Origin of the sequence: Microbacterium sp. Leaf159 (assembly GCF_001423615.1) — a bacterium.
GTDB lineage: Bacteria > Actinomycetota > Actinomycetes > Actinomycetales > Microbacteriaceae > Microbacterium.
On record NZ_LMOU01000001.1, the window covers coordinates 2,738,374 to 2,764,135 of the forward strand.

Genomic DNA, 25,762 nt, shown 5'->3' on the forward strand with positions numbered 1-25,762 from the left:
AACCGATGACGGTTCGGATGGGATGAGATTGCGGGCGTGGCGCGAAATACTGCCCCGATACGACCATCTCACGCCGCGGCCGGGGTTCTCGCCTGCGGCGCGTGCGCAGATGCCTGACCGGGGAGCCGGGCGATCAGCCCAGAGTGACGCCGCGATTCAGGACGAGGATGACGACGAGGGCGGCGACGACGGTCACCGCGATCCAGATGACCGGAGTGCGGAGCGCGAGGTGCTCGTGGGGCACGGAGACTCGCTTGTAGAAGAAGCTGAACATGGGCGCGAAGATCGCCAGGGCCACGATGCCCATCATCGAGACGAAGATCGCATCGGCGGGCAGTGTCATGACGGTCACCGCGTAGATCAGCACGAGGGCCCCGGTGCCGATCAGCCACGAGAAGATCCCGAAGGTGCGCATCGAGGGCTCTGTGCCGTCGGAGTACGCCACCACGCGCGTGGCGAAGAGCCGCGACAGCCAGAGGGTGCCGGCGATTCCCACGGCCAGCGACACCCAGAACAGGATCGCCGGCGCTCCGAGCAGTTCGAGCACTTTGCCGGTGTCGCCGACGGGCGCGATGATCGCGATCATCAGGTACCCGAAGCCGGTCTGGGCGCTGGTGAATCCCAACCACATCCAGAACAACCGTCCGAATCCTGCGCCCCACCGTCGGCCTCCGAAGACGATCGCCAGGCCGAACACCAGACTGAAGAGGGGGCCGGCAGCAGCTGTCGCGATGTTCGTCGGCACGTCGGTCGCGGCGCTGTCGACCGAGGTCGCGAACAGAGTCGTGGAATGGCCCAATGCCGACGACGTGACGAAGTGGGCGAGCTCGTGGAGGGTGACCGTCGTCATGCCAGCCAACACGAGTGCGACGGAGGAGTTGACGAGCAGCTGGGTGCGTGACGTCGTTGCCATGGGTCATGCTAACCACGGCGGGGCGACTGCGGACGTGACCGAAGCCGGCTGGCGTCGCGTGTCGCGATATGCAATCCGCGCAAGTCGTGGAGGGGCTGACGGGAATCGAACCCGCGCTATCTGCTTGGGAAGCAGAAGTTCTGCCATTGAACTACAGCCCCGTACCTGCATCCGAGGAGCGGGTGAACGCCAGCCTACCCGTCAGATCCGTCATGGCCAAAGTGTCGGCGGCGTGCGGCAACTAGGCTGGGGCCGTGCTTCTCAGCGACCGCGACATCAGAGCAGAACTCGCATCCGGCCACATCGGGCTGGATCCGCACGAGCCGGAGATGATCCAGCCGTCGAGCATCGACGTGCGCCTGGACCGTTACTTCCGCCTCTTCGACAACCACAAGTACCCGTTCATCGACCCGTCGGTCGATCAGCCCGAGCTCACGCGCCTCATCGAGGTCGACCCCGACGAGCCGTTCATCCTGCACCCCGGCGAGTTCGCACTCGGCGCGACCTTCGAGCAGGTCTCGCTGGCGGATGACATCGCGGCGCGCCTCGAGGGCAAATCGTCGCTCGGTCGCCTCGGCCTCATCACGCACTCGACCGCCGGGTTCATCGACCCGGGCTTCACCGGGCACGTGACGCTCGAGCTCGCGAACGTCGCGACGCTGCCGATCAAGCTGTGGCCGGGAATGAAGATCGGGCAGCTGTGCTTCTTCCGCCTGACCTCGCCGGCCGAGAACCCGTACGGCTCCGGCCCGTACGGAAACCGCTACCAGGGGCAGCGGGGGCCGACGGCATCCCGGTCGTTCCAGAACTTCCACAAGACGGACGTCGGCACGACCGACGTCGGAGCCGTAGGGGGCTGACATGAGCGGTGACAGCAGAGATCCGTACGACCCGTCGGAGGATGCTGTCATCCCGCCGCCTCCGCCAGGGTCGTCTGTTCCGGATGCGGTGATTCCGCCGCCTCCATTCGAGAGCGCGGTTCCGGATGCGGTGATTCCGCCGCCTCCGCCGGAGTCGTCTGTTCCGGATGTCGTGATCCCACCGCCTCCGCCCGAGGCGATGCTTCCGGCCACCCGCCGGACTCGGCCGAAGCCGGCGATCCTCACGGGCGACCAGCCCGCCCCCGTCGCTGATGACTGGGCTCAGCCGTCGGTCGCCCCTGAGGTTCCGGCGTCCGGCGGATACCGCGCGCTGACCTTCGTGATCTTCGCGTTCCTGCTGCTGCTCCTCGCCGCGGCGATCATCGGCGCGATCTACCTCGGGGTCACGACCTTCGGGCTGTCGGCCGTCGACTCCTCCTCGATCGCGGCCGCCGCGGCATCCTGGACCGGTTGACGTGGGCGACCTCACCTACGACCCCGAGGTTGACGCGGCCTACGCCACGATCGGGCGGCCGATCCGGCCCGGCGAGGCGGCGCGGCAGGTGCCTGTGGCGTTGCCCGACGGCATGTCCGGTGAACTCATCCTCGACTTCGATCGCGACGGTCATCTGCTCGGCGTCGAGATACTCGGCGCATCAGGGCTGCTCCGGCCGGAGGATGTCCGCGGTCAGTGACGCACCGGGGTCGCGACCGGGCCTCTTCTGATCCCGCGCCGTCCACCCGCGCGCACGCAGAAAGCCCCGCCTGACCGAGGTCAGACGGGGCTTTCGGTGATCGGATGCGGTCAGGCGTCGCGACCGCGGGAGAACCCGGCGTCGAAGCCGCGCTCGTAGGCGTGCTGCGCCGCGCGGGCGGTGCGGTGGTCGCCGCGGTTGTGGCCGTGGCCGGGACCGAAGCCGTGGCCGTCGCCGTGCCCGTGGCCGCCGCGCTCGTCGGCGAAGCGGTCGTGCCCGCGGTGTCCGCGGTGCGCGCAGGCGCGGTCGGCGAAGTCGGAGTCGGTGCCGAACTCGGCATCCGCACCGTGCTCATGCCCGCGCTCATGCCCGTGGTCGCGGCCGTGCTCGCGACCCGGACCGAAGTCGGGGCCGAAGTCGCGACCGCGTCCGAACGGTCGGCCGTGGCGGCGGCCGAAGCCGTGTCCGGGGCCGAAGCCGCGTCCGAACCCGCGCGGGCCGAAGCCGTGGCGACGGCCGCGTCCACGGGGAAGAGGGGTTTCCTCGTCCCAGCCGAACGCGCGGGCGATCTGCTCGAGCGAGGCGAGTGTGGTGGCGAGGTCGTCGGGGGAGACGGCGTCGGTGACCTTCGCGCGGATGCCGTCGACGATGCCGCCGAGGCGTTCCTTTGCGGCGCGACCGTCGTCGGTGAGCATCCAGCCGTCGCCATCGGCGACGACCCATCCGCGCTCGACGAGGTCGTGCAGCTTGTGGGCGTTAAGCGGGCGGCGCGCAGGCGCCGTGCCGTCGATCACGTTGAGGATCCGCCAGTCGCGGCGGCTCGCCTGCTCGCCCTCGAAAGCCGAGGCGAACTCGGCGGCCATCAGGCGGTCGACCGCCTTGATCCAGAAGCCGAACGGGCGGGGAGTGGTGTCTGTGTTCTGAGTATCAGAGGTGTTCATGAGGTGATTCCTTAGATGTCATGGAGCATGTGCTTGTCACTATGCATGTATATGTAGTGTGACATGCAGTGCGGATGCATGTCAAGTCGCATGTAAAATCGACGGGTGAGCGCCGAAGAGAACGACCCCGCCGAGGCCATCGCCCGCGCCCTGTCCCGTCTGCGCGGGCGCCGTCCGGGCGAACGTGGTCGCGGCCCCCGTGGAATGGGTGGCCCCCACGGCTGGCACGGCGGTCCTCACCCCGATCACTTCGAGCAGGGGGGTCACGGTCACGGGCACCCGGGGCATCCCGGCATGCCGCCGTGGATGAACGACCCGTCCGGGCGCTTCGGGGGGCCTGCGCGGATGCGGATGCTCGAAGCGCTCGCGGCGGCAGCCACGCCCTTGAGCGTGAGCGACCTCGGCGCGGCCATCGGCGTCGATCAGCCGCGCGCCTCGCGACTCGTGCAACAGGGGGTCGCGCACGGTTTCGTGCGGCGTGAGGCGGATCCTGACGACGCGCGACGCACGCGCATCGCGCTGACGGATGAAGGGCGCAAGGTCGCTCGAGGTATGCGAGGCGAGCGGCGTGAAGCACTCGGCAAGGCGCTCGCGGCGTTCACCGAAGACGAGCGCGAGCAGCTCGCGAACCTGCTGAACAAGCTCGCCGACAACTGGGAGAGCTGAGCGCTCGATAGGCGTCTCGCTGGCGCTCGTGACGTTCGCGATCGGCATTCCGGAACGCTGCTCCGGTGTTCCGGAATATGCTTCTGATCTGGTCGAAAAGCGGCTGATTCTTCGCGTCAAATGTCGGTGGCTGCGAGTTGAATGGAGGCATGTCATCCCGCACTCGCACCCTTGTCGATCAGGTCATCGCCGACCTCGATCAGGTGCTCTCCGATGACGCGCTCGCGGGGTTGTCCGACGCCGAGCGGGTAGAGGTGCTGCAGGCGGCCGGCGCGGCGTTCCGGCGGGTCGAGGCCGTGGTGGTCGAGACGATCGCCTCGACAGATGCGGTGGACTTCCCGCATTCCACGGGCTGCCGCACGCCGAACGAACTCCTGCAGCGCACCCTGCTGACAGACGTGCGCGGGGCGTCACAGGTCGAGAAGGTCGTCGCCCTGATCCGACGAAACGTGAACCTGGTGTCGGGCGATCGACTGCCCGCGCGGTGGCCGGCATTGCGAGAGGCGATGCTCGACGGGGCGATCGGAGTCGCGGGGATGCTCGCGGCGACCGAGCCGCTCGAGAAGGTGGCGTATCGCCTCAGCGTCGATGATCGGCTCGAGGCCGACATGTGCCTCGCCCGGGCGGCACGAGGCATCAGACCTGATCCTGAGGGCGGCCCCGATGACGAGGTCCAGGGGCCCGCGCCCACTCTCGAAGAGCTGAAGCTGCTTGCCGAGACGCTGGTCGCGCTGCTCGACCCCGACGGAGACGAACCCGGCGATGAGCCCACCCGTCGACGAGGCATCACCCTCGGGCGGGTGCGTGACGGATTGCGCTCGATCAAGGGGTATCTGACGCCCGAGGTCGCCGCGCAGTTGGAGCTGATCCTCGACGCGCAGAACAACCCCAAGGGCGACGGTCCACCGAAGCCGGGCGTGGTGTTCACGCCGGGGGAGGGTGACGCCGAAGAAGATCCGTTCAACTCGGATCCGCGCAACGTGATCGACGGACGCACGGCCGCGCAGAAGCGGCACGATGCTCTTGCCGCGGCGCTGGCGATCGCTGCACGCCACCGGGACATGCCCACGCTCGGAGGTGCGGGTCCGGTACTGGTCGTGACTGTCGATGCGAAAGACCTCGAGAACGGCACCGGGCGTGCGAGCGTCAGCGGTGCATGGGGGCAGCTGCCTGTGAGCGTCGCCTCGCACGTCGGATGCTCGGGAACGATCCAGCGGGTGCTCATGGATGAGGGGCGGATCATCGGGATCACGACCACGGATCGGGTGTTCACGGCGCATCAACGGCGGGCGATCGTCGCCCGGGACACGGAGTGTCTGATCCCCGGATGTCACGTTCCGGCGTCGTGGTGTGAGATCCATCACGTCGTCGAGCATTCCAGGGGCGGTCCGACGCATACGGACAACGGTGTGCCGTTGTGCTGGTGGCATCACCGAAGTCTGGGCACCTCCGGGTGGGAGATCCGCATGGACGACGGCCTTCCGCAGGTGCGGGGCCCGAGATGGTGGGATCCCGAACAGCGATGGCGCACCCCGCGACTCAGCGTTCCAGCGCGGTCGCAAGCGCAAGCGCAAGCGAAAGCGAACGCGCAAGCACCGCCGGTCTTCACGCAGGCAGGGTGATGCGGCTACTGCTGTGCGCTTGCGTCTTCGGCCGCACCGAAGACGAGCGAGTCCTCGTCGTCGACGGAGAGCGACAGAACCACGGTCTCGACGACCTCGTGCCCCTCGATCTGCTGCTCGATCTCGCGCAGGCGTCGGGCGACATCGTGTTCCCGGGCGTCGCCGGCCAGGTCGACCTCGGCGACGATGAACAGCCGGTTCGGTCCGACGTACTCGATGTGCAGGTAGGTGAGGCGCTGGATCTGCGGCGAACCGAGCAGCGCGCGCCCCACGCGGTCACGCAGCGCCGGCGACGCATTCGAGCCGACGAGGAACGCGATGTTGCGCCCGATCAGAATGATCGCCACGACACCGAGCAGGATTCCCACGAGGATCGATCCCACCGCATCCCAGGCAGCGACCCCGGTGATCTGATGCATCGCGATCGCCCCGGCGGCGAGGACGAGACCGATCAGGGCGGCCATGTCCTCGAAGAACACCGCGCGCAACGTCGTGTCGCTGGTGTCGAGCACATAGTCCCAGGTCGACGATCCGCGCTCACGCGCGAGGCGTCGCGACTTCACCATCGCCTGCGTGAACGACGCGCCCTCCAGCACGAACGCGATGCCGAGCACCGTGTAGGCGACGGCGGGGCTCTCGACAGGTCCGGTCGCGGACAGCTCCTGCACGCCATGCATGATCGACACGATCGACCCTGCGGTGAAGATCCCGAAGGCGGCGATCAGCGACCAGACGAACGCCGCGCGACCATAACCGAGCGGGTGCCGCTCATCCTTCGCGCGGGCGCCACGGCGATCGGCGATGAGGAGGAAGATCTCGTTGCCGGCATCCGCCCACGAGTGCGCAGCCTCCGCCACCATCGACGCCGACGATGTGAGCACCGCCGCGACGGTCTTGGCGATCGCGACGAGGATGTTGGCGAGAAAAGCGATGATGACCGTCACGCGGTCAGGCTACTCCTGCGGTCACGACGTGCGGGCGAGCGGCGTCTTCTCACCGGCCTCGACCGCGAACGGCAGCCAGTTCTCGACCGGCGCCAACGGGCACGGAGAGTAGTCGGTGTACGCGCACTGCAGATTCCTGGCCCGATTGAAGTCCAGGATCACGCGACGGTCGTCCCCGCTCGGCAGCGCCACGGCGAGAGTCCTGCTCGCCCCGTAGGTCGTGACGCCGCTCGTCGAATCGCGGAACAGCAGCACCGCGGCATCCGCGCCCTGCCCGATCAGCGTGACGGAGGACTCGATGCCGTCCACCGCGAACCGCACCTTGCCCGGCGTCGCATGCACGTGCTCGATCGACGGGATCGCCGCCGCGATGTCGATGTCGCGCACCGGCTCCGGCTCGAACACGCCCTCGATCACCCAGCGCTCGTCGGGCGCGAAGGTGGGAGTGCCGGCGTACTCGGTGCGCAGCGCATGCTCCGGATGCAGCGGCCGCACGATGTCCCGGCCGCCTCGCTTCGAGACCTCGACCACGGCGTCCTCGAAACGAGCCCGATGGAAGGTGCGCTCGTCGATCACGCCCCACTGGTGCACCCCGCGCACCGCGACGCCGTCGACATCGAGCACCTGTCCGGCGTCGAGCTGCACGATCACGCCCTCAGGGCCCGTCGTCCAGGTGCCGGGCACGTCGTCGAAGCGCTGCGGCTCCTCGCTCAACAGGTTGAAGCTCGTGTACGCGAGAAAACTGTGCGGGGTCCGCCTCTGCGCCTCGATCCCGTCGTGCCAGTGCTGCCACTCCTGCACGAAGTCCAGGGCGGGTGCTGGGGGCGTCGTGGTGTCGGTGATCGTCATCTCTGTCCTCCGGTCCGATGCGATGTGCGGCTCACAGTAGCCAGCCCTGCTCCGGCGACGGCGCCCGCTGTCGGCCCGTGTCGTCCGGTGACGCCGCATGACGCTCGCAGAAGTTCTGTGACGCCGCCGACGCGCGTGCCGTGGGTGAGGCGAATGATGATCTGCATTCCCGACCCCAGCCTGGAGGTTCACATGGTCGCCCAGAACGAGATCAGCCGCGGAGAGCGGCACGTCGACACGGTGCTGCTCGCACACGGCACCCCGCCGCAGGAGGTCGAGGTCCTCGTCGTCGGGGCGGGGCCATCGGGTCTCGCGACCGCACTCGAGCTCAACCGGCAGAAGGTCGACGTCGCCGTGGTCGATGCCGCGACCTCGTTCCGCCTGATCCGAGCCGGGGCGATGGGGCACAGCGCCCGCACGGTGGAGTTCTTCCAGCAGTGGCGCGTCGAGGACCGCATCCGCAGAGGCTGGACCTTCCCGCCCGAGTGGAACCTCGGCACCACGTTCCGCACCTCCCTGATCGGCCACGACCTCACACGCCCCGGCACTCCGACCGGCCGCCCGGGCTTCACCGGCCGCGCAGAGAACCCGTATTCGCTGGCCGAGTCGCTGCGCCGCCCGCAGACCGCCCTGCAGCAGGCGTTCCTCGACCAGCTCGCCGAACTCGACGTGCCGGTGGCCGGCGGATGGCGTCTGCTCTCGCTGCTCGAGAGCGCATCGGGGGCACCGGGCGCATCGGGGGCACCGGGCGCATCGGGGGCACCGAGCGCATCGGGTGCGTCGAGTGCATCGGCTGACCAGCAGGATGCCGGAGCACGCGACGGCATCATCGCAACCGTCGAGCATGTCGAGACCGGCGCCGTCCGTCGCATCCGAGCGAAGTACGTGGTCGGTGCCGACGGCGCCCGCAGCACCGTGCGCACCCTCGCGGGAATCGAACGGGACGGCGCCTATGCGACGGATCGGCACTTCCGTTTCGTGGTGCGCACCGACGGCGACTACGCCGGCCGCGACCCGTTCCCGAGCGCGGTGAACGTGATCGTGAATGGCATCCACTCCGGCTTCCTCGCAGCTCTCAACGAGACCGACTGGCGTGTCTACGCGGGGCCGTATCCGATTGAGCACACGCCCACCGAAGAGGAGCTGCTGGCGCTCGCCCGCGCGGCCTTCGGCTCGGATCTCGCGCTGCAGGTCGTCGACGTGACCCCGTACTTCAAGAGCACTCGGCTCGCGAAGACCTTCCGGCAGGGCCGAGTGCTGCTCGTCGGCGATGCCGCACACGTGCGCACGCCCGGCGGCAACCTCGGTGAGGGGTTCGGCGACGTGTTCAACCTCGGGTGGAAGCTTGCGGCAGTCCTGCGCGGCACCGGCGGTGACGCCCTGCTCGACTCCTACGACCGTGAACGCCGCCCGCACAATGCCCGCGTCGGCGCCTCGGCCAAGGCGCGCGCCGACCGCACCGAGAGCAACGTCGACGAGGCCCGCCGACTCGGATTCCCCGCAGACGACGACACGAGTCCCGAGGCCGAGGAGCGACGCGACCGCATCCGCGAGATCCTCGCTCAGGGCCAGCGTCGCGACGTCGGCGTCTACTTCGACGAGCGCTACGACGACTCCCCGGTCATCGCCTACGAGCCCGACCAGGCCGCGACCGAGACACCCTGGGATGCCGGCGTCTATGTGCCCGGCGGTCGTCCGGGGCATCGCGCACCCAACGGCATCATCGACCCGTACGGCGTCACTCTCTACGACCGCATCGGAGGCGACGCGGCCCTGCTCGTGCTCTCCGACGACGTCTCCGCGGTCGCCGGGTTCACCGAGGCGGCGCGGGAGCGGGCCATCGGTCTCGAGGTGATCCACCTCCCCGATGCCGGCGCGCGCGAACTCTACGGGGCTCCCTTCGCACTGGTCCGACCCGACCACCACGTCGCATGGCGAGGCGCGGACGCATCGAGTGCCGCAGCGGTCCTCGACCGCGTCTACGGGCGCACTCCCGCCAGCGACACCCTCGTGACTGCACGCACGGATGCAGCCGCGGAGACCCCCGCGACAGCATCCGCGACCCTCTGATCGCCCGTCGTCGGAGTCCTCCGACGACGACATGTGACGTCAGGTTTCGTCGCCGGAACCTTTGTGACACCGCCCTATCGTCGGCCGCCTGACCCGCGTCAGGATGGCCACCACCCGCACCGAGACAAGCCAGACACCGCAGAACGGAACAGCTCATGACCCGCAGATTCACTCGACTTCGAACCGCAGCCGCAGCGCTGCTCGTGGGAGCCCTGGCGCTCACCGCGTGCGCCGCGACCCCGGCGTCGAGCAGCTCGGACGACGAGGGCGGCGAGTCCGTCCTCCGCTGGGCCGCGACCCTGCCCGCTCACTGGGACCCGATCGTGCAGGGCTCCGGATTCGGCTTCAACCTGACCGCGCTCGCCTACGCCTCGCTCACCGAGATCGATGAGAAGGGCGAGGCGGCCCCCGGGCTCGCCGAGAGCTGGGACTACAACGCCGAGGGCACCGCGGTCACGTTCCACCTGCGTGACGAACTGGTCTTCCAGGATGGCGAGCCGCTGAACGCCGAGGCCGTGAAGCTCTACATCGAGCGCGCCAAGACACAGGAGAACTCGGCGCTGTTCGGCGACCTGACCTCGATCGAGTCGGTCACGGCCGACAGCGAGACCGACGTCACGGTGCACCTCAACCAGGTCGACCACCAGATCCCGCTGCTGCTGGGCAAGCGCACGGCGCAGATCACGAGCCCGCTCGCCGCCGAGGACCCGGCGAAGCTCGACCAGTGGCCCGTCGGCGCCGGCCCCTTCACGGTCACCGAGTACGTGCCAGAGTCGCACATCTACTTCGAGAAGAACCCCGACTACTGGGATGCCGACAACATCCACATCGATCGGGTCGAGCTCTCGACCGCTCCCGACCCGTCGACGCTCGTCGCCTCGATCCAGACCGGTGTCTACGACTTCGCCTACGGCCTCGCCCCGGCACAGTACGACGCCGCGACCGACGCGGGTCTCGACGTCGCGACGCACCCGGTGTACTCGGCATCGAACCTCAGCCTCAACATCAACAAGGCGCCGTTCGACGATCCGGCCGTGGTCGACGCGGTCCGTCACGCGATCGACCGCGACGAGCTCGTCGAGAAGGTCACGTTCGGTCTCGGCTACGCGACCACGCAGCCGTTCCCCGAGGGATACATCGCCTACGACGACGAGTCCGAGGACCTCTGGCCCTACGACCCCGAGGAGTCCAAGAAGATCCTCGCGGACGCCGGGTACGAGCCGGGTGAGATCGTCGTCGACTTCGTGGTCAGCGCGGATGCCGTCATCAACGAGGTCATCCAGGCGCAGCTCGCGGCCGTCGGCATCACCGCCAACATCACGGTGGCTCCCGACTGGGCGACGCCCTTCTTCGCGAAGGACCTCGTGCTCTCGACCTACGGCACCACCGGCCGCGAGTCGCCGGTGCAGACGCTGACGGCGCACTTCGGCAAGGACGGTCCGCTCAACCTCTCGAGCCCGTACGTTCCCGAGGGCTTCGACGAGGCGATCAAGGTCGCCCGTGAGACGCCGCTCGATTCGCCGGACTACGCCGAGAACCTGCAGGACGCCACGCGCGCAGGCCTGCAGAGCGGCGCCCTCGTCTTCACCGTGGGCACACCCACGCTCATCGTGAAGTCGCCGAAGGTCTCGGACCTGCCTCAGATCCCGGGGCAGATCAGCCTGACCGGCGTCACCATCAGCGACTAGCGGATGCCGCGGGCCCCCTGCCGCACTGCAGGGGGCCCGCACCCGACCTGCCGACAGGCAGAACAGACAAGACAGGAAAGGAGCACAGCATGACCGCCCTCGCCTCGGCACCCGTGCAGAAGCCCGGTGCTGTGACCGCGAACGCCGCCGGCACACCGCTCCGCGCCGGCGCGCACCTCGCGACAGCGGGTCGCCTGATCGGCCATACCGTGATCGTGTTCGCGACGGTCTTCCTGTTCGCGACCTTCATCACCTTCGCGCTGCAGGGTCTCAGCGGCCTCAGCCCCGCGCACCTGCAGCTCTCAGAGTCGGCCACCCCCGAGCAGATCGCCGCCCTCGAGCACCAGTGGGGCCTCGACCGGCCGTTCATCGTGCAGTACCTCGACTGGTTCGGCGGCATCCTGCAGGGCGACCTCGGCAACAGCTGGTACAACGGCGCCCCGGTGGCCGATCTGCTCGTCTCCCGTGCCGCGATCAGCCTGTCGGTCGCCGGCCTGGCACTGGTCATCGGCATCGTGTTCGGATTCGGGCTCGGTGTTCTCGCCGCGGCCTACCCGACCAGCATCCTCGACCGCTCCATCACCGGCTTCACGACCGTGATCTCGGTCATGCCCTCGTTCGTCGTCGGCATCGCGCTCGTCGCGGTCTTCGCCGTGACGCTCGGCTGGTTCCCCTCGGCCGGGTACATCCCCCTCGAACAGGGCGGCGTCGGACTCTGGCTCTGGCACCTGTGGCTGCCCGCCATCGCCCTCAGCTTCGACACGGTCGCCGACCTCGCAAGGCAGATGCGCGTCGGTCTCATCCAGGCCTACCGCGAGAACTTCGTCACCGGCGCGCAGATGCGCGGCCTCAGCTCTCGCCGCATCTTCTTCGTGCACGCGCTGCGCAACGGCGCAGGTCCTGCGCTGACGGTGCTCGGCATGAAGTTCCCGGCACTCCTCGGCGGCGCCGTGGTCACCGAGGCGATCTTCGGCCTCGCCGGCTTCGGCAAGTTCGCCGCCGACTCCGCCAACCGCGGTGACGTTCCGGCGGTGCAGGGAGTGCTCGTGATCGCGATCGTCCTGGTCGTGGTCTTCAACCTCATCGTCAACCTGCTGCTGGTGCGACTCAACCCCGCGTCGGCGAGAGGAGTCTGAGATGATCCGTCGCATCCTCGCGCTGCCGGCCGGCCGTTTCGCCCTGGCCTTCCTGGTCTTCATCGCGATCCTCGCGTTCGCCGGGCCCGCGCTGGCGCCCTACGACCCGCTGCTCGGAACGCCCGAGGTGCTCGCGCACCCGTCGGCAGTGCACTGGCTGGGCACCGACTACCTCGGTCGCGACGTGCTCAGCCGCATCCTCGCGGGTGCCCCCATCAGCGTGTTCGGGGCCGTGCAGGTCGCGGTCATCGCGCTGTTCGCCGGGGCGATCCCCGGCATCCTGTCGGTGTATCTCGGCCGCGTGTTCGAGTGGCTCACACTGCGATTCGTCGACACCCTCATCGCGCTCCCGTTCCTCGTGTTCGCGGTCGCGGCGACCGCGCTGCTCGGCAACGGCATCCCGCAGGCGATGCTCACGGTCGGCATCCTCGTCTCCCCGCTCTTCTACCGGGTCTCCCGGGCGGCGACTCTGAGCGTGGCGAAGTCGCAATACGTCGAGGCGGCGATCCTCTCGGGTGCACGCACCGGGTGGATCGTCCGCACGCACGTGTGGTCGAAGGTCCTGCCGCCGATCGCGATCGCCACCGCCAACACGCTCGGAGTCGGCTTCGTGATCGTCTCGAGCCTGACGTTCCTCGGCATCGGCATCCAGCCGCCGGCGCCGTCGTGGGGCGGGGTGCTCGCCAGCGACCTCGGCTACCTCACCCAGCGACCGTATGCGCCGATCTTCACGACCGTGCTGATCATGCTCTCGGTCTGGGCGTTCAACCTGCTCGCCGACGTGATCCGCGACGTCGCGGGGGAGTCCGGCCGCACGCTCCTCACCGAGAGGGATGCCGCGCGCAGCCGCCGCATCCGCCGTGCCCACGACCGCAAGAACCCGCCGGCATCCGCATCCGCGGACGCCCTCGTCGGAAGGACTTCGTCATGACCATCACCGCGACCGAGGCCACAGCAGCGGCGAGCGTGAAGGGCGACAGCGTCCTGCGCCTGCACGACGTGCACATCGCCCATCGCCACACCGGCGAAGAGCTCGTCCGAGGAGTGAGCTTCGATCTGCGCCCCGGACGAGTGGTGGGCATCGTCGGCGAGTCCGGCAGCGGCAAGACGCTGACGTGCCGGGCGATCCTCGGTATCCTGCCCCGCCTGTTCCACATCTCGGGCGGGCGCGTCGAGCTGTTCGGCCGTGACATCGCCGGCTTCACGGCGCGCGACTGGGAGAAGCTCCGCGGCGTCAGCATCACCGCCGTGTTCCAGGACCCTGGTTCATACCTCAACCCCTCGCTGCGGGTCGGCCCGCAGATCGCCGAAGCCCTGCGCGTGCGCGGGGGCCTGAAGCGCCGCGAGGCGAAGCGCCGCACGATCGCGCTCCTCGACGACGTGCGGCTGCGCGACCCCGAGCTGATCTACCGCAGCTACCCGCACGAGCTCTCCGGCGGCATGCTGCAGCGTGTGCTGATCGCCTCCGCCATCTCGCTCGAACCGCGGATCCTGATCGCCGACGAGGTCACCACTGCCCTCGACGTCACGGTGCAGGCAGAGATCCTCGACCTCCTCATCGACCTCACCGAGCAGCACGGACTCGCACTCATCGTCGTCTCGCACGACCTCGCGGTCATCGCGCAGACCTGCGACGACGTGCTGGTGCTCCGTCAGGGAGAGGTCGTCGAGCAGGGGCCGGCGAAGCGCATCCTGTTCGACCCCGAGGACGAGTACACCCGCCTCCTGATCGACGAGCACAACACCTACGGGCTCGACCGCTTCCGCCGGGTGGAGGCGACCCATGGCTGAGCAGAGCACCGCGACGACGGATCAGAGTCTCGCGGGGAAAGAGCAGAGCCCCGCCATCCGCATCGACGGCCTCCAGGTGTCGTACGGCAGCGGTCGGCACCGGACGCAGATCATCCACGATGCCTCGTTCGAGGTGGGTGTCGGCGAGTCCGTGGGCATCATCGGCGAGACCGGCTCCGGCAAGTCGACGATCGCCAGGGCCGTGGTCGGCCTGGTTCCGGCTCGGGCCGGCAGCGTTCACGTCGGCGGCGAGGAGGTCACCGCCTTCGGTGCTCGGCAGTGGCGGGAGTTCCGTCGCCGAGGGGCGATCCAGTACGTGTTCCAGGATCCGCTGCGCGCGCTCGACCCCGACCTCACGATCGGCGAATCGCTGACCGAGCCGCTGCGACTGCAGCGGCGGCTGTCGAAGGAGCAGATCCGCGACCGCATCGACTTCCGCCTCGAGCAGGTGCGACTGGACCGCGACCTGCTCGTGCGCTTCCCCGGCGAGCTCTCGGGAGGGCAGCGTCAGCGCGTGCTGCTGGCCAGGGCCCTCGCCACCGAGCCGCGCGTGCTGATCCTCGACGAGCCGGTGAGCGCGCTGGATGCTGCCAACCGTGTCTCGATCCTCGAGATCCTCAATAACCTGCGGGCAGCGGGAACGTCGCTCGTCTTCATCTCGCACGACCTCGGATCCGTCGCCGGCGTGACAGACCGCGTCGTGGTGCTCTACCGCGGCGAAGTCGTCGAGGTCGGTCGCACCGAGGACATCGTGAACGACCCGCAGCATCCGTACACCCGACTGCTCGTCGGCTCTGCGCCGAGCCTGCACGCCGGTGCCATCGACCGCGAAGAGCGGGCGCGCCTGCGCCGGGTGCTCGACGCCAGCTGACGGCAACCCCCTCGACCCCGCGACACGCCCCCAGAACACCCAGGAGACGGACATGACCGAACGCAAGCTCAAGATCGCCCTCAGCGTGTATGGGGTCGGCGGCCCCGGCCAGCACAGCCTCTGGAAGGATCCGCGGATCCCCGCGAACGCGTCGATCGACATCGACTGGTACATCGCGAGGGCGAAGCAGGCCGAGGCCGCGCTGTTCGATGCGCTCTTCATCGTCGACAGTCAGTTCATCAACGCGACCTACCCCGCGCACTACCTCAACCGTCTCGAGCCCCTCACCCTGCTGTCGGCCGTCGCGACCCACACGACGAACCTCGGCCTGATCGGCACGGCCAGTTCGACGTACAACTCGCCGTTCAACCTTGCCCGTCGCTTCGGTTCTCTCGACCACATCAGCCACGGCCGCGCGGGCTGGAACGTCGTGACGAGCTTCGACACCGGCACCTCGCGCAACTACGGACTCGAGGAGCACCTCGACTACGCGACGCGCTACGGCCGCGCACTCGAAGCCGTGCGGGTCGTGCGGGGCCTGTGGGACTCGTACGAAGACGACGCCTTCGTCGCCGACGTCGAGAGCGACCTCTTCCTCGACCCCACGAAGCTGCACGCCCTGAACCACCGGGGCGAGCACTTCCGTGTCGACGGGCCGCTCAACCTCTCGCGCTCGCCGCAGGGCCAGCCCGTCATCTTCCAGGCCGGCATCTCGGAGGAGGGCAAGACCCTCGCGGGCGAGGTGGCCGAGGGAATCTACGCCCCGGGCGAGGACATCGACACCGCCCGCGCCTACTACAAGGACGTCAAGGGCCGCCTTGCACAGCACGGCCGACACTGGGACGACCTCGTGATCCTGGTCGGCGCGACGCCGGTCATCGCATCGACGGATGCCGAGGCGCACCGCCTCGCCCGCGAGATCTACGAGTCCGACAACGACTTCGACCGCAAGCTCGCGGCCTTCGGTCGGGCTTTCGGCGCGTACGACTTCTCACAGCACGACCTCGATGCCCCGTTCCCCGACGTCAGCGCGCTGGCCGAGAAGGGCGGGCGCACGCGATCGGCGGCGATCGTCGAGCGCGCAACGGACGGGGGACTCACGCTGCGCCAGACGGTCGAGGAGTTCACGCAGTACTCGCCGTCGCCGTTCATCGGCAGCCCCGAGACCGTCGCCGACACGATCCAGGACTGGTTCCTCGGCCGCGCCGCCGACGGGCTGAACCTGCGCGCGCGCACGCCGGACGACATCGACACCTTCACGTCCGAGGTGCTGCCGATCCTGCAGCGTCGAGGACTCTTCCGCACCGAGTACGAGGCCGACACGCTGCGCGGCAACCTCGGACTCCGGGTGCCCGAGAACAGCAACACGGCGGGCGCCTCGGCATCCGCCCTCGTCGAAGCGTAGGAGAGAAGGACATGGCAGACAGGAAGCTCAAGCTCGGACTCGTGCTCACCGGATCCGGGGGCCCCGGCAACCACAATCTGTGGCTGGACCCCGAGATCCCCGCGAACGCGAGCGTCGACATCGACTGGTACATCGAGCACGCGAAGAAGGCCGAGGAGTCGAAGTTCGACCTGGTCTTCATCGTCGACAGCCAATACATCACCCCGGATTCACCGCCGCACTACCTCAGCAGGCTCGAGCCGCTCACGCTGCTGTCGGCCCTCGCCACGCACACAAAGCGGGTGGGCCTGGTCGGTACGCTGACGACCTCGTACAACGCGCCGTTCAACGTGGCGAGGCGCTTCGCGTCGCTCGACCACATCAGCCACGGCCGCGCCGGGTGGAACGTCGTCACGAGCGGGGATGCCGGAACAGCAGGCAACTACGGACTCGACGAGCACTACGACTACGACACCCGCTACGGGCGGGCGAGCGAGCACGTCAAGCTCGTGCAGGCGCTGTGGGATTCGTACGAGCCCGACGCGCTGCCGCGGGATCGTGCGACCGCGCAGTTCCTCGACCCGTCGAAGCTGCACGCGCTCAACCATCGGGGCGAGCACTTCTCGGTCACGGGACCGCTGAACATCGAACGGCTGCCGCAGGGGGCACCGGTGATCTTCCAGGCCGGCGACTCCGAGCAGGGCCGCGATCTCGGTGCGGAGGTGGGGGAGGGCATCTTCACGCACGCGGCGACGCTCGCCGGTGCCCAGGCGTTCTACGACGACATCAAGGGTCGAGCGGTGTCGAAGTACGGCCGTCGGCCGGAGGACCTGGTGATCCTGCCCGGCGTCGGGGTCGTGATCGGCGACACCGACGACGAGGCGGGCGAGCTCGAGCAACACTACCGGTCGAGCGACCACTCGTTCGCGCAGGCGCTGGGGGAGTTCGGCCGGTCGTTCGGCTGGCACGACTTCCGTCAGTACGACCTCGACTCCCCGTTCCCGCAGGACGTGCTGCGGTACGCGCAGAACAGCTTCCGCACGCAGGCCGAGCGGATCGCAGCCCATGCCGCCGAGGCGAAGCTGTCGCTGCGTGAGACGGTGCAGCTGAGCCTGCGTCGCGAACGCGGTCCGTTCGTCGGCACGGCCGAGACCGTGGCCGACCGCCTGCAGGAGTGGTTCGAGGCGTACGGCCTCGACGGCTACAACATCCACGCCGGTCACCCGGCTCAGCTGACGCGATTCCTCGATGAGGTGGTGCCGATCCTGCAGCACCGTGGGGTCTTCCGCACCGAGTACGAGAGCGACACACTGCGCGGAAACCTCGGCCTGAAGACGCCCGAGAACCGGTATGTGGCGGCGCGCGCGGAGGCGGTCACCGTCTGAGTCGAGACGCCGGGCCTGGTCGGCCGGCAGCCCTGCTGCCCGCCCGCTCAGGCGTTCTGCGTGGCCTTGACCGGGAGCAGCAGCAGGAAGCCCGCGATCAGCACGATCACGATGCCGAGGATGCCGTAGGACGTCGACCCCGAGAGCACGATCAGCAGGGTCCATGCGCCGGATGCCATCCAGCTCGCCGCCCGCCCCGTCGTGGCGTAGAGGCCGAAGATCTCGCCCTCGCGCCCGGCCGGGGTGATGCGGGCGAGGAACGACCGCGACGCCGCCTGGGCGGGGCCGACGAACGCGCAGAGCAGCAGTCCGCCGATCCAGAACACGATCGTGCCCCCATCCACCAGGAAGAACACGGCGAGGCCCGCGATCACCATGGATGCGAGGGAGATGAGGATGATCCGCTTCGGGCCGAAGCGGTCGTCGTAGCGTCCGGCGATGATCGTCGAGACGCCCGCGATGAGGTTCGCCGCGATGCCGAAGATCACCAGGTCGAGGAACTCGAAATCGAACACCTGGCTGGCGATGACCGCGCCGAACGCGAAGACGCCGCCGAGTCCGTCGCGGAACACCGCGCTGGACAGCAGGAACCAGAAGGTCTGACGGGTCTCGGGGTTGCGGTAGAGGCCCGTGACGTCCTTCACGAGCAGCCCGTACGACGCGAAGAAGCCGACCTTGCGCTCGGGGCGGCCGAGCGAGGGCTCCGGCACGTTGAGGAAGATCGGGATGGAGAAGACGATCGCCCAGATCGCGCAGCCGACGGCGATGATGCGGAACGGCAGGCCGCCATCCTCCGGCAGACCGAACCAGTCGAGCATGTAGAAGACGACGACGAGGACGAGCGCGATGATGCCGCCGATGTACCCGAAGCCCCAGCCGAGGCCCGAGATGCGTCCGACGGTCTTCGGGTTCGCGATGCCGATGAGCATCGCGTTCGAGTTCACGGCGGCGATCTCGCCGAATACGGAGCCGGCCGAGATCAGCGCGACGCCGAGCCAGAACAGCGCCGGCGTCGGCTCGACGAACCACAGGCCGAACATGCAGGCGATGAGCGCGCCGGTGCCGATCCCGAGCCAGAGCTTCTGACGGCCCGCGGCATCCGCCCGCTGGCCGAGCACCGGCGCGATCAGGAGGATCGCGATCCCGGCGATCGTCGACCCGAGGCCTAGCCCCGAGGCGAGGTCGGCCTCGGCGGCTTCGCGGATCGGGTCCTTCGCGTCGAGTCCCGCGATCGACGCCGGCAGGAACGCCTCGGTCGTGAGGTACAGCGCGGTGAAGATGAAGGTGAGGATGACGGTGTTGAAGGGCTGCGTCGCCCAGTCCCACAGCGCCCACGAGTAGACCTGCTTCTTGGGGGCCGGTGTCTCGCCGCGCAGGTCGAGGCCGATGACTCCGACCGCGCCGCTGTTGGCCGTCGCAGCGGGCTCGGGCACCGCGCCGCTCTGCGGGGATTCGCTCATGCTCGAAGTCTGGCGGCGTGGGGTGAACGGAGGGTGACGGCGCGCCGCGCGGCGGTCTCCCCTCCTCGGGTACGCCTCACCCCTTCGGGTACCGTCGAGGCATGCCGACGACGCCGGAGGTGCCTCGCGCCGTCCGTCGCGCCGTGCGTCGCACCGTCGTCCTGTTCGAGGGCCGCAGCGACAGCCTCGCGTTCATCGCCCTGGCGCGACGTCGGAGCCTCGGCATCGACACTCTCGACCTGATCGACCTCGACGGCATCACCAACCTCCGCAAAGCTCTGGCCGCGCTGCGGGCGGAGTCGGATGCTCCGCGCGTCCTCGGTCTGTACGACGCGGCCGAGGGGGACTACGTCGCGAAGATCCTCGTGGAGGTCGGCGTCATCGCCGACGGCGCCGCTCCGAGCGATGCCGGCTTCTACGGCTGCGAACGGGACCTCGAAGACGAGGTGATCGCGGCGGCCGGTCCTGAACTGGTGCTGGACACGCTGGCTGCTCGGGGCGAGCTCGCCCGATTCCAGGTGTTCCAGGGGCAGCCGGCCCAGCGCGAGCGCACCATCGACGAGCAGCTGCATCGCTTCGCCGGCACCGCCGCCGGCAGGAAGGCCCGCTTCTCGGCAGACGTGATCGATGCGCTGCCGCTCGCGCGGATGCCGCGGCCCCTCGACGATCTGCTCGACGCAGCCCTGCGTCCCGGCTGACCGGCGTCGCGTTTGAGTCGCCCGCGTCGCGATCAGCGACGCGCGCTGATCATCGGCTCGCGCAGGGTGCGGGCGTAGTCCTCCTTCAGCACGGCCAAGTGCAGCCACGACTCGATGCGAGTGACGCCGGCGAGCGAGCGCAGCCGCTCGAGGCTCGCGTACAGGGCCCCGGCCGAGGGCTCGACCAGCGTGGCCACCGCGTCGAAGCGGCCGAGCGTGCGGGCGGCGAAGTCGATGCCGCGACCGGTTCGCAGCTCGTCGATGACCGCCTCGTCGTCGTGGTTGAGGGTGAGCCCGACGCCCATCGACAGCTGCCGGTGCGCGAGACCCCTCGCTTCGACCGCGCTGATCTTGATCACCCCGCCGTCGATCAGGCGCTGCACGCGGGTCGCGACAGCCGACGGAGACAGGCGCACGGCCTCGCCGAGAGCGCGGAAGCTCATGCGTCCATCCGACTGCAGATGCTCGATCAGGTCTTCGTCGACCGCGTCGGGGGTGACATCGCCGTGGTACTCCGAGACGAAGAACCCCTTCACCACGGTCGAGTAGATGATCGTGTTGATGTCGAGCACGCCGTCGATCGCGCGGATCTGGGCGAGTAGGTCGTGCAGATCCGCCATCGTGCCCAGGCGCACCTCGGTGACGAGGTCGTGTGCGCCGCCGACCGCCGACACGAGCACGGTCTCGCTCATGTCGCGCAGGTGCTCCGCCACGATCTCGACCTCGCCGTCGGTGCGGATCGACACGTGCGCGAGCACATGCTGGCCGAGGAAGACCGGATCGACGGCCGCGACCACGCGCACCGTGCGGTCGTCGAGCATCGTCCGCAGCCGGGCCGCGACCGCAGCCCTCGACTGTCCCAGGCGCAACGACAGCGACCGGATGCTGGCGCGGCCGTCCTCCTGGAGAGCGCGGATCAGCTCGGCGTCGAAATCCATGGTTCAGCCCACATTCGTCAGATTCCCGCGAACGTCCATCCACGAGTGCATAAGTGCAGTGTAGAAGTGTTTCGATGGGGTGTGTAGTGCAATACTGCACACTTTGGCTCACATAACTCCAGTGAATCGTCTGTCACGCTGGAGTTCTGACCTTGTTCTCGGGTCCGCGCGTCCGTAGCATCCTTCGCTATCCGACATCTTCCGCAAAGGAGCGGGCCACACATGACCTCCACCCACAGCAAGGCGCGACGCGCAGGCTTCGCCGCCTTCGTCGGCACCACCATCGAGTGGTACGACTTCTACGTCTACGCGACCGCCGCCGCCCTCGTCTTCGGTCCGCTGTTCTTCCCCAGCGGAGACCGCCTCGCCGAGACCGCAGCGGCCTTCGCCACATTCGCCGTCGCCTTCCTCGTCCGCCCTCTCGGCGGCATCATCTTCGGCCACATCGGCGACAAGCTCGGCCGGCGCACGTCGCTCGTCATCACCCTGCTGCTGATGGGCGCGGCGACCGTGCTCGTCGGCTGCCTGCCGACCTACGAGAACATCGGCATCCTCGCCCCGATCCTGCTGATCCTGCTGCGCGCGATCCAGGGCCTCGCGGTCGGCGGCGAATGGGGCGGCGCGGTGCTGATGAGCGTCGAGCACGCACCCGAGAAGTCCAAGACCTTCTACGGCGGCTTCACGCAGCTCGGCAACCCGGCCGGCGCGCTGCTCGCCTCGGGCATCTTCGCGATCATGTCGCGTGTCAGCGACGACTTCATCATGAACGGCGGCTGGCGCATCCCGTTCCTGCTCTCGATCGTCCTGGTCGGAGTCGGATTCTGGGTGCGCTACCGCGTCGAGGAGACCCCGGTCTTCGAGAACAAGGTCGAGGGCCGCAAGCAGTCGATGCCGCTCGCTTTCGCGCTGCGCACCAACTGGCGCCCGATCCTGCTCGGCATCGGCATCCTGCCGATCTCGACCGGCGGCTACTACCTGGCCACGACGTTCGCCACGGCCTATGCCACGGGCGAGCCGATCGCGATCAGCGAGCAGGTGATCCTCGATGCGATGACCCTCGCCTCCTTCGTCGAGTTCGTCGTGACGCTCCCGGTCGCGTGGCTGGGCGACAAGTGGGGCCGCAAGAACGTCATGTACATCGGGCTGATCGGCTCGGTCCTCACATTCGTGCCGTTCCTGCTGCTCATGCCCGGACGCGTCGAGCCGCTCATCTTCCTCTTCGCCTCGCTCGTGCGCATCGCGATGAGTGCGACCTACGCTCCCATCGCGGCGCTGCTCGCGCAGATGTTCCGCCCGCAGTCGCGCTACACCTCGATCGCGCTCTCGTACGGTGTCGGCGCCGCGCTCTGGGCCGGCTTCTCGCCCTGGTTCGCGACGCAGCTCATCGCCTGGACCGGCAGCATCTGGTCGGTCATCGCGATGTTCATCGGCATGGCCGTGATCGCCGGGATCTGCACCCGTCTCGCACCGCAGCACTCCGACGAGGCTCCGGTCACCGCCTCCTTCACCGCCCGCACCGACACGACCGCGAACAGGCTGCCATGAGAAAGCTCACCCCCTTCGACCGTTCCGCCCAGACGGCCCCGCAGCTCGTCACGGCCCGCGTGATCCACACGGTGGACGCGGATGCCGCGGCGGCGACCGCGATGCTGACCGACCGTGGCCGCATCGTCGCGATCGGCACACGGGCAGAGTGTCTTGCGGCGGCCGAGCGCGCCGGCCTCGTGCCCGAGCACGTCGACCTCGGCGACGCGGTCGTCGTCCCCGGGTTCGTCGACGCGCACGCCCACCCCCTGATGTACGGGCAGCTGATGACCTGGGTCGACTGCGGACCCGAGAAGGCCGGCAGCATCCCCGAGATCGTGGCGCTGCTGCAGGCCGCGGCGATCGACGCCCCAGCGGGGCGGCCGGTGCGCGGATACGGCTACGAGCAGCGCAATCTCGCCGAGAAGCGGCATCCGACCCGCTTCGAGCTCGACGAGGTCGCGGCCGATCGCGAGGTGTACCTGATGAACGCCTCCGGTCATGGCGGCGTGGTCAACTCGTTCACGCTCGCGAGCAACGGCGTCGATCGCGATACCCCGAACCCCGACGGCGGCGAGTTCTTCCGCGACGCCGACGGCGAGCTGACGGGCGAGCTCTCGGACGCCGCCTGCAACATCCTCACCGGAGTGCACGGGGTGAAGATCGGCCACCACGGTCCGAACTTCCACCTCGCCGACGAGCCGGAGGAGCACCTGCGACAGCTGGATGCCGCGACGCAGCGCTTCCTCGCCGGAGGCGTCACCTCGATCGGCGATTGCCAGGTCACCCGTCGTGAGTTCGACATGTACCTGCGCCTCGCCGAGGCGGGCCGCCTCGAGCTGCGGGTGTCGATGTACCTGCTGTCGCACCTGCTCGACGAGGCGCTCGAGATGGGGCTGGTGGGCCAGTTCGGCAACGCTCACCTGAGTTTCGCCGGCATCAAGCTCTACGCCGACGGCACGCTCGGCGGCTGGACCGCGTACTTCCCCGACGGCTATGTGGGTGACCCGTGCCGCACGGGGCAGCTGTACCACGAGCCCGCCGAGTACACCGCGCTGATCAGCCGGGCGCACGCCGCCGGCCTGCAGACCGCGACCCACGCGCAGTCGCCCACGGCGATCGAGATGGTCGTGTCGGCGATCGAGGCGGCTCTCGCCGAACGACCCGACTCCGATGCGCGGCACCGCATCGAGCACTGCGGTCTGCCGACGCCCGAGCAGATCGATCGGATGGCCGCCTCCGGCATCCGCCCCGTCAACCAGACGCAGCACTACTTCAACTGGGGCGAGGGCGTCGAAGAGGCCATCGGCACCCCGGGGGAGCGCTTCAACCCGCTCGGCGAGTTCGAGCGCGCAGGCGTGCCGTTCACGATCTCGTCTGATGCCCCGGTCGCCGAGCCGATCCCGCTCGAGGCCATCCAGACGGCGGTCACTCGCGTGACTCGGCGCGGGCACAAGCTCGGGCCCGACGACCTGCGCGTCTCAGCCCTGTCGGCGCTGCGCGCCCACACGATCGAGGGTGCGGTGTCGATCGGCCGCGAAGACGACCTCGGCTCTCTCGAAGCCGGCAAGTACGCCGACTTCGTGGTGCTCTCCGACGACCCGCTCGGCGTCGACGCCGAGGACATCGCTTCGATCACGGTGCGCGAGACCTGGGTCGACGGCACCCGCCGCCACGTGGCCGCTGCGGTGATGGCCGGCGCATGAGCGAGGATTCGACCATGACCGAAGACCGCTTCGCCGACACCGCCGGTCGGGCGGTGCTCGAGACGATCCGCGGCTACGGGGTCGACGCCGTGTTCGGCATCCCCGGCACCCACAACCTCGAGCTGTACCGTCCGCTGGCCGACCTGGGCATCCGTGCGGTGACCAACCGTCACGAGCAGGGCTCCGGATACGGCGCCGACGGCTGGGCGCAGCAGACCGGGCTGCCCGGCGTCGTCATCACGACGTCGGGCCCGGGGCTGCAGAACGCGATGAGTGCGATCGGCACGGCGTTCTGCGAGTCGCGGCCGATGGTCGTGCTCTCCCCGGGAGTGCCGCTCGGGTCGGAGTTCGCCGACGTCGGGACTCTCCACGAGACGAAGGATGCCACGGCCATGGTCGGCGCGATCGCCGAGTGGTCCCGCCGCGTGACCAGCGCAGCCGAGGCGGTCGAGGCCGTGCACGACGCTTTCACGCTGTTCCGCACCGGCCGCCCCCGCCCCGTGCACATCGAGATCCCCCTCGACGTGCTCGAATCCGCGGCCGAGGTCCCCGCCGAAGCGCGCCGCCCCAGGGCGCTGCCGCAGCGGGCATCGGGCGATCCCGCAGCGCTGACCGAGGCCGCGCGCCTGCTGACCGGCGCCGAGCGCCCGGTGATCGTCGCGGGCGGCGGGTCCGTCGATGCGGCCCACGAAGTGACGATGCTCGCCGAACGCCTCGGTGCTCCGGTGCTCACGACGCTCAACGGCAAGGGGGTCGTCGACGAACGGCATGCGCTCTCGCTCGGCTCGAACCTGCGTCTCGCCGCAGCCCGAGAGGTCGCAGAAGACGCCGACGTCGTGCTCGTGATCGGCTCGAAGCTCGGCGAGGCCGAGCTCTGGGCTCCGCGGCTCGAGGCGCGAGGCGCAGTCGTGCGCATCGACATCTCGCCGCTGCAGCTCGACAAGAACCTCGCCGCGACCGTCGGCATCGTCGGCGACGCGGCCGCCGTTTCGGCAGGACTGCTCGCGCTGCTGCCGGCCGATCACCGCGTGCCGCGTGAACTGGCCGTCGAGCGAGCGGCGATCGACGCCGAGATGCGCGAGACCGCCCCCGACGCCGTGGCGCTCGCCGAGATCATCGTCGATGCGCTGCCCGACGACGCGGTCGTCGCCGGTGACTCCTCGCAGATCGTCTACATGGCGCTCGGCAGTGTGCTGCGCTCGGCGCGTCCGCACGCCCTGCTCTACACGCCCACCTACGCAACGCTCGGCTATGGCCTGCCCGCAGCGATCGGCGCCAGGGTGGCCCAGACCGAGCATCCCGTCGTCACCGTGATCGGAGACGGCGCGCTCATGTTCTGCGTGAACGAGCTCGTGACGGCGGTCGAGCAGCGCCTCGACATCACCGTCGTGTGCGTCGACAACGGCGGCTACGCCGAGATCCGCCAGAACGAGGTCGACCGCGGCATGACCCCGATCGGCGTCGACCTGGTGCAGCCCGACTGGGCGGCGCTGGCGACAGCGTTCGGCGCCACAGGGCGGCGGGCCGAGACCCCCGACGACATCGCACCGAGCATCCGCAGCGCCATCGCCGCCGGCGGCGTGCAGCTCGTGCACATCCCCACGCAGAGACAGGACTGATC

At 69.1% G+C, this 25,762-nt stretch carries 23 protein-coding genes and 1 tRNA gene; 17 read left to right on the plus strand and 7 right to left on the minus strand.

The window, feature by feature from the left end; translation table 11 throughout:
• Positions 1-133 precede the first annotated feature (133 nt).
• Complete coding sequence (locus ASF80_RS12980) at positions 134-913, minus strand: hypothetical protein (protein ID WP_056311349.1); 780 nt, start codon at positions 911-913, stop codon at positions 134-136.
• An 87-nt stretch (positions 914-1,000) separates the two neighbouring features.
• Positions 1,001-1,074: transfer RNA gene (locus ASF80_RS12985), tRNA-Gly, on the minus strand.
• 93 nt (positions 1,075-1,167) lie between these two features.
• Between ASF80_RS12985 and dcd the strand changes: the two genes are divergently transcribed.
• The 3 genes from dcd to ASF80_RS13000 are packed head-to-tail and all read left to right on the plus strand — an operon-like array spanning position 1,168 to position 2,468.
• Positions 1,168-1,773 carry a dCTP deaminase gene (gene dcd, locus ASF80_RS12990; RefSeq protein ID WP_042536862.1) on the plus strand — a complete coding sequence of 202 codons (606 nt, stop codon included), beginning with the start codon at positions 1,168-1,170 and terminating at the stop codon, positions 1,771-1,773.
• Position 1,774: 1 nt separating this feature from the next.
• Entirely contained in the window at positions 1,775-2,248 is a 474-nt protein-coding gene (locus ASF80_RS18935) for a hypothetical protein (protein ID WP_157521054.1), read from the plus strand.
• A gap of 1 nt (position 2,249) precedes the next feature.
• Positions 2,250-2,468 (plus strand): DUF2283 domain-containing protein, encoded by a 219-nt coding sequence (locus ASF80_RS13000; RefSeq protein WP_056311352.1) that lies wholly within the window; start codon positions 2,250-2,252, stop codon positions 2,466-2,468.
• Between the two features lie 110 nt (positions 2,469-2,578).
• Here the strand turns inward: ASF80_RS13000 and ASF80_RS18940 are convergent, their stop codons facing one another.
• Positions 2,579-3,409 (minus strand): hypothetical protein, encoded by an 831-nt coding sequence (locus ASF80_RS18940; RefSeq protein WP_056311354.1) that lies wholly within the window; start codon positions 3,407-3,409, stop codon positions 2,579-2,581.
• Between the two features lie 105 nt (positions 3,410-3,514).
• Between ASF80_RS18940 and ASF80_RS19425 the strand changes: the two genes are divergently transcribed.
• Positions 3,515-4,075, plus strand: a complete 561-nt coding sequence (locus ASF80_RS19425; RefSeq protein ID WP_235559970.1) for a MarR family winged helix-turn-helix transcriptional regulator — start codon at positions 3,515-3,517, stop codon at positions 4,073-4,075.
• Positions 4,076-4,224: 149 nt separating this feature from the next.
• Positions 4,225-5,697 carry an HNH endonuclease signature motif containing protein gene (locus ASF80_RS13020; protein WP_056311361.1) on the plus strand — a complete coding sequence of 491 codons (1,473 nt, stop codon included), beginning with the start codon at positions 4,225-4,227 and terminating at the stop codon, positions 5,695-5,697.
• Between the two features lie 5 nt (positions 5,698-5,702).
• On the opposite strand, the gene ASF80_RS13025 is transcribed toward ASF80_RS13020, so the two are convergent.
• Together ASF80_RS13025 and ASF80_RS13030 are read right to left on the minus strand one after the other, a co-directional pair.
• Positions 5,703-6,641: a cation diffusion facilitator family transporter gene (locus tag ASF80_RS13025; protein WP_056311363.1), complete on the minus strand. Its 939-nt coding sequence runs from the start codon at positions 6,639-6,641 to the stop codon at positions 5,703-5,705.
• Between the two features lie 21 nt (positions 6,642-6,662).
• A complete protein-coding gene (locus ASF80_RS13030; protein WP_056311365.1) occupies positions 6,663-7,490 on the minus strand; it encodes a DUF1684 domain-containing protein in 828 nt (275 codons plus the stop codon).
• A 192-nt stretch (positions 7,491-7,682) separates the two neighbouring features.
• On the opposite strand from ASF80_RS13030, the gene ASF80_RS13035 reads away from it, so the two are divergent.
• From ASF80_RS13035 to ASF80_RS13070, 8 genes are all read left to right on the plus strand, one after another.
• Positions 7,683-9,560, plus strand: coding sequence for an FAD-dependent monooxygenase (locus ASF80_RS13035; protein ID WP_162239133.1), 1,878 nt, complete (start codon positions 7,683-7,685; stop codon positions 9,558-9,560).
• A gap of 155 nt (positions 9,561-9,715) precedes the next feature.
• Positions 9,716-11,248 (plus strand): ABC transporter substrate-binding protein, encoded by a 1,533-nt coding sequence (locus tag ASF80_RS13040; protein ID WP_056311368.1) that lies wholly within the window; start codon positions 9,716-9,718, stop codon positions 11,246-11,248.
• A gap of 89 nt (positions 11,249-11,337) precedes the next feature.
• On the plus strand, positions 11,338-12,384 hold the full coding sequence (locus ASF80_RS13045; protein ID WP_056311370.1) for an ABC transporter permease: 1,047 nt from the start codon (positions 11,338-11,340) through the stop codon (positions 12,382-12,384).
• Between the two features lies 1 nt (position 12,385).
• Complete coding sequence (locus tag ASF80_RS13050) at positions 12,386-13,315, plus strand: ABC transporter permease (RefSeq protein WP_056311372.1); 930 nt, start codon at positions 12,386-12,388, stop codon at positions 13,313-13,315.
• Positions 13,312-14,175 (plus strand): ABC transporter ATP-binding protein, encoded by an 864-nt coding sequence (locus tag ASF80_RS13055; protein WP_056311374.1) that lies wholly within the window; start codon positions 13,312-13,314, stop codon positions 14,173-14,175. Before ASF80_RS13050 ends, ASF80_RS13055 begins: the two co-directional genes overlap by 4 nt.
• On the plus strand, positions 14,168-15,046 hold the full coding sequence (locus ASF80_RS13060) for an ABC transporter ATP-binding protein (RefSeq protein WP_056311376.1): 879 nt from the start codon (positions 14,168-14,170) through the stop codon (positions 15,044-15,046). Before ASF80_RS13055 ends, ASF80_RS13060 begins: the two co-directional genes overlap by 8 nt.
• A 52-nt stretch (positions 15,047-15,098) precedes the next feature.
• Positions 15,099-16,451, plus strand: coding sequence for an NtaA/DmoA family FMN-dependent monooxygenase (locus tag ASF80_RS13065; protein ID WP_056311378.1), 1,353 nt, complete (start codon positions 15,099-15,101; stop codon positions 16,449-16,451).
• A gap of 11 nt (positions 16,452-16,462) precedes the next feature.
• Positions 16,463-17,815 carry an LLM class flavin-dependent oxidoreductase gene (locus ASF80_RS13070; RefSeq protein WP_056311380.1) on the plus strand — a complete coding sequence of 451 codons (1,353 nt, stop codon included), beginning with the start codon at positions 16,463-16,465 and terminating at the stop codon, positions 17,813-17,815.
• Between the two features lie 47 nt (positions 17,816-17,862).
• On the opposite strand, the gene ASF80_RS13075 is transcribed toward ASF80_RS13070, so the two are convergent.
• Positions 17,863-19,275: an MFS transporter gene (locus ASF80_RS13075; protein ID WP_056311382.1), complete on the minus strand. Its 1,413-nt coding sequence runs from the start codon at positions 19,273-19,275 to the stop codon at positions 17,863-17,865.
• A 101-nt stretch (positions 19,276-19,376) separates the two neighbouring features.
• On the opposite strand from ASF80_RS13075, the gene ASF80_RS13080 reads away from it, so the two are divergent.
• Positions 19,377-19,973 (plus strand): hypothetical protein, encoded by a 597-nt coding sequence (locus ASF80_RS13080; RefSeq protein ID WP_056311384.1) that lies wholly within the window; start codon positions 19,377-19,379, stop codon positions 19,971-19,973.
• A gap of 32 nt (positions 19,974-20,005) precedes the next feature.
• On the opposite strand, the gene ASF80_RS13085 is transcribed toward ASF80_RS13080, so the two are convergent.
• The gene (locus tag ASF80_RS13085; RefSeq protein WP_056311386.1) at positions 20,006-20,911 is read right to left on the minus strand and encodes an Lrp/AsnC family transcriptional regulator; all 906 of its coding nucleotides are present in this window, start codon (positions 20,909-20,911) and stop codon (positions 20,006-20,008) included.
• A gap of 222 nt (positions 20,912-21,133) precedes the next feature.
• Between ASF80_RS13085 and ASF80_RS13090 the strand changes: the two genes are divergently transcribed.
• From ASF80_RS13090 to ASF80_RS13100, 3 genes are read left to right on the plus strand one after another with little or no spacing between them, the layout of a single operon-like run.
• A complete protein-coding gene (locus ASF80_RS13090) occupies positions 21,134-22,456 on the plus strand; it encodes an MFS transporter (protein WP_056311388.1) in 1,323 nt (440 codons plus the stop codon).
• Positions 22,453-24,141 (plus strand): amidohydrolase, encoded by a 1,689-nt coding sequence (locus ASF80_RS13095; RefSeq protein ID WP_056311391.1) that lies wholly within the window; start codon positions 22,453-22,455, stop codon positions 24,139-24,141. Before ASF80_RS13090 ends, ASF80_RS13095 begins: the two co-directional genes overlap by 4 nt.
• A gap of 14 nt (positions 24,142-24,155) precedes the next feature.
• Positions 24,156-25,760 carry a thiamine pyrophosphate-binding protein gene (locus tag ASF80_RS13100; protein ID WP_157521055.1) on the plus strand — a complete coding sequence of 535 codons (1,605 nt, stop codon included), beginning with the start codon at positions 24,156-24,158 and terminating at the stop codon, positions 25,758-25,760.
• Positions 25,761-25,762: the final 2 nt, after the last annotated feature.

What these genes read in the sequence shown, in the direction of transcription:
- ASF80_RS12980 (WP_056311349.1), bottom strand. Translation starts at nt 913, where the DNA reads ATGGCAACGACGTCACGCACCCAGCTGCTCGTCAACTCCTCCGTCGCA.
- ASF80_RS18935 (WP_157521054.1), top strand. Translation starts at nt 1,775, where the DNA reads ATGAGCGGTGACAGCAGAGATCCGTACGACCCGTCGGAGGATGCTGTC.
- ASF80_RS18940 (WP_056311354.1), bottom strand. Translation starts at nt 3,409, where the DNA reads ATGAACACCTCTGATACTCAGAACACAGACACCACTCCCCGCCCGTTC.
- ASF80_RS13020 (WP_056311361.1), top strand. Translation starts at nt 4,225, where the DNA reads ATGTCATCCCGCACTCGCACCCTTGTCGATCAGGTCATCGCCGACCTC.
- ASF80_RS13030 (WP_056311365.1), bottom strand. Translation starts at nt 7,490, where the DNA reads ATGACGATCACCGACACCACGACGCCCCCAGCACCCGCCCTGGACTTC.
- ASF80_RS13035 (WP_162239133.1), top strand. Translation starts at nt 7,683, where the DNA reads ATGGTCGCCCAGAACGAGATCAGCCGCGGAGAGCGGCACGTCGACACG.
- ASF80_RS13040 (WP_056311368.1), top strand. Translation starts at nt 9,716, where the DNA reads ATGACCCGCAGATTCACTCGACTTCGAACCGCAGCCGCAGCGCTGCTC.
- ASF80_RS13045 (WP_056311370.1), top strand. Translation starts at nt 11,338, where the DNA reads ATGACCGCCCTCGCCTCGGCACCCGTGCAGAAGCCCGGTGCTGTGACC.
- ASF80_RS13050 (WP_056311372.1), top strand. Translation starts at nt 12,386, where the DNA reads ATGATCCGTCGCATCCTCGCGCTGCCGGCCGGCCGTTTCGCCCTGGCC.
- ASF80_RS13055 (WP_056311374.1), top strand. Translation starts at nt 13,312, where the DNA reads ATGACCATCACCGCGACCGAGGCCACAGCAGCGGCGAGCGTGAAGGGC.
- ASF80_RS13060 (WP_056311376.1), top strand. Translation starts at nt 14,168, where the DNA reads ATGGCTGAGCAGAGCACCGCGACGACGGATCAGAGTCTCGCGGGGAAA.
- ASF80_RS13065 (WP_056311378.1), top strand. Translation starts at nt 15,099, where the DNA reads ATGACCGAACGCAAGCTCAAGATCGCCCTCAGCGTGTATGGGGTCGGC.
- ASF80_RS13070 (WP_056311380.1), top strand. Translation starts at nt 16,463, where the DNA reads ATGGCAGACAGGAAGCTCAAGCTCGGACTCGTGCTCACCGGATCCGGG.
- ASF80_RS13075 (WP_056311382.1), bottom strand. Translation starts at nt 19,275, where the DNA reads ATGAGCGAATCCCCGCAGAGCGGCGCGGTGCCCGAGCCCGCTGCGACG.
- ASF80_RS13080 (WP_056311384.1), top strand. Translation starts at nt 19,377, where the DNA reads ATGCCGACGACGCCGGAGGTGCCTCGCGCCGTCCGTCGCGCCGTGCGT.
- ASF80_RS13085 (WP_056311386.1), bottom strand. Translation starts at nt 20,911, where the DNA reads ATGGATTTCGACGCCGAGCTGATCCGCGCTCTCCAGGAGGACGGCCGC.
- ASF80_RS13090 (WP_056311388.1), top strand. Translation starts at nt 21,134, where the DNA reads ATGACCTCCACCCACAGCAAGGCGCGACGCGCAGGCTTCGCCGCCTTC.
- ASF80_RS13095 (WP_056311391.1), top strand. Translation starts at nt 22,453, where the DNA reads ATGAGAAAGCTCACCCCCTTCGACCGTTCCGCCCAGACGGCCCCGCAG.
- ASF80_RS13100 (WP_157521055.1), top strand. Translation starts at nt 24,156, where the DNA reads ATGACCGAAGACCGCTTCGCCGACACCGCCGGTCGGGCGGTGCTCGAG.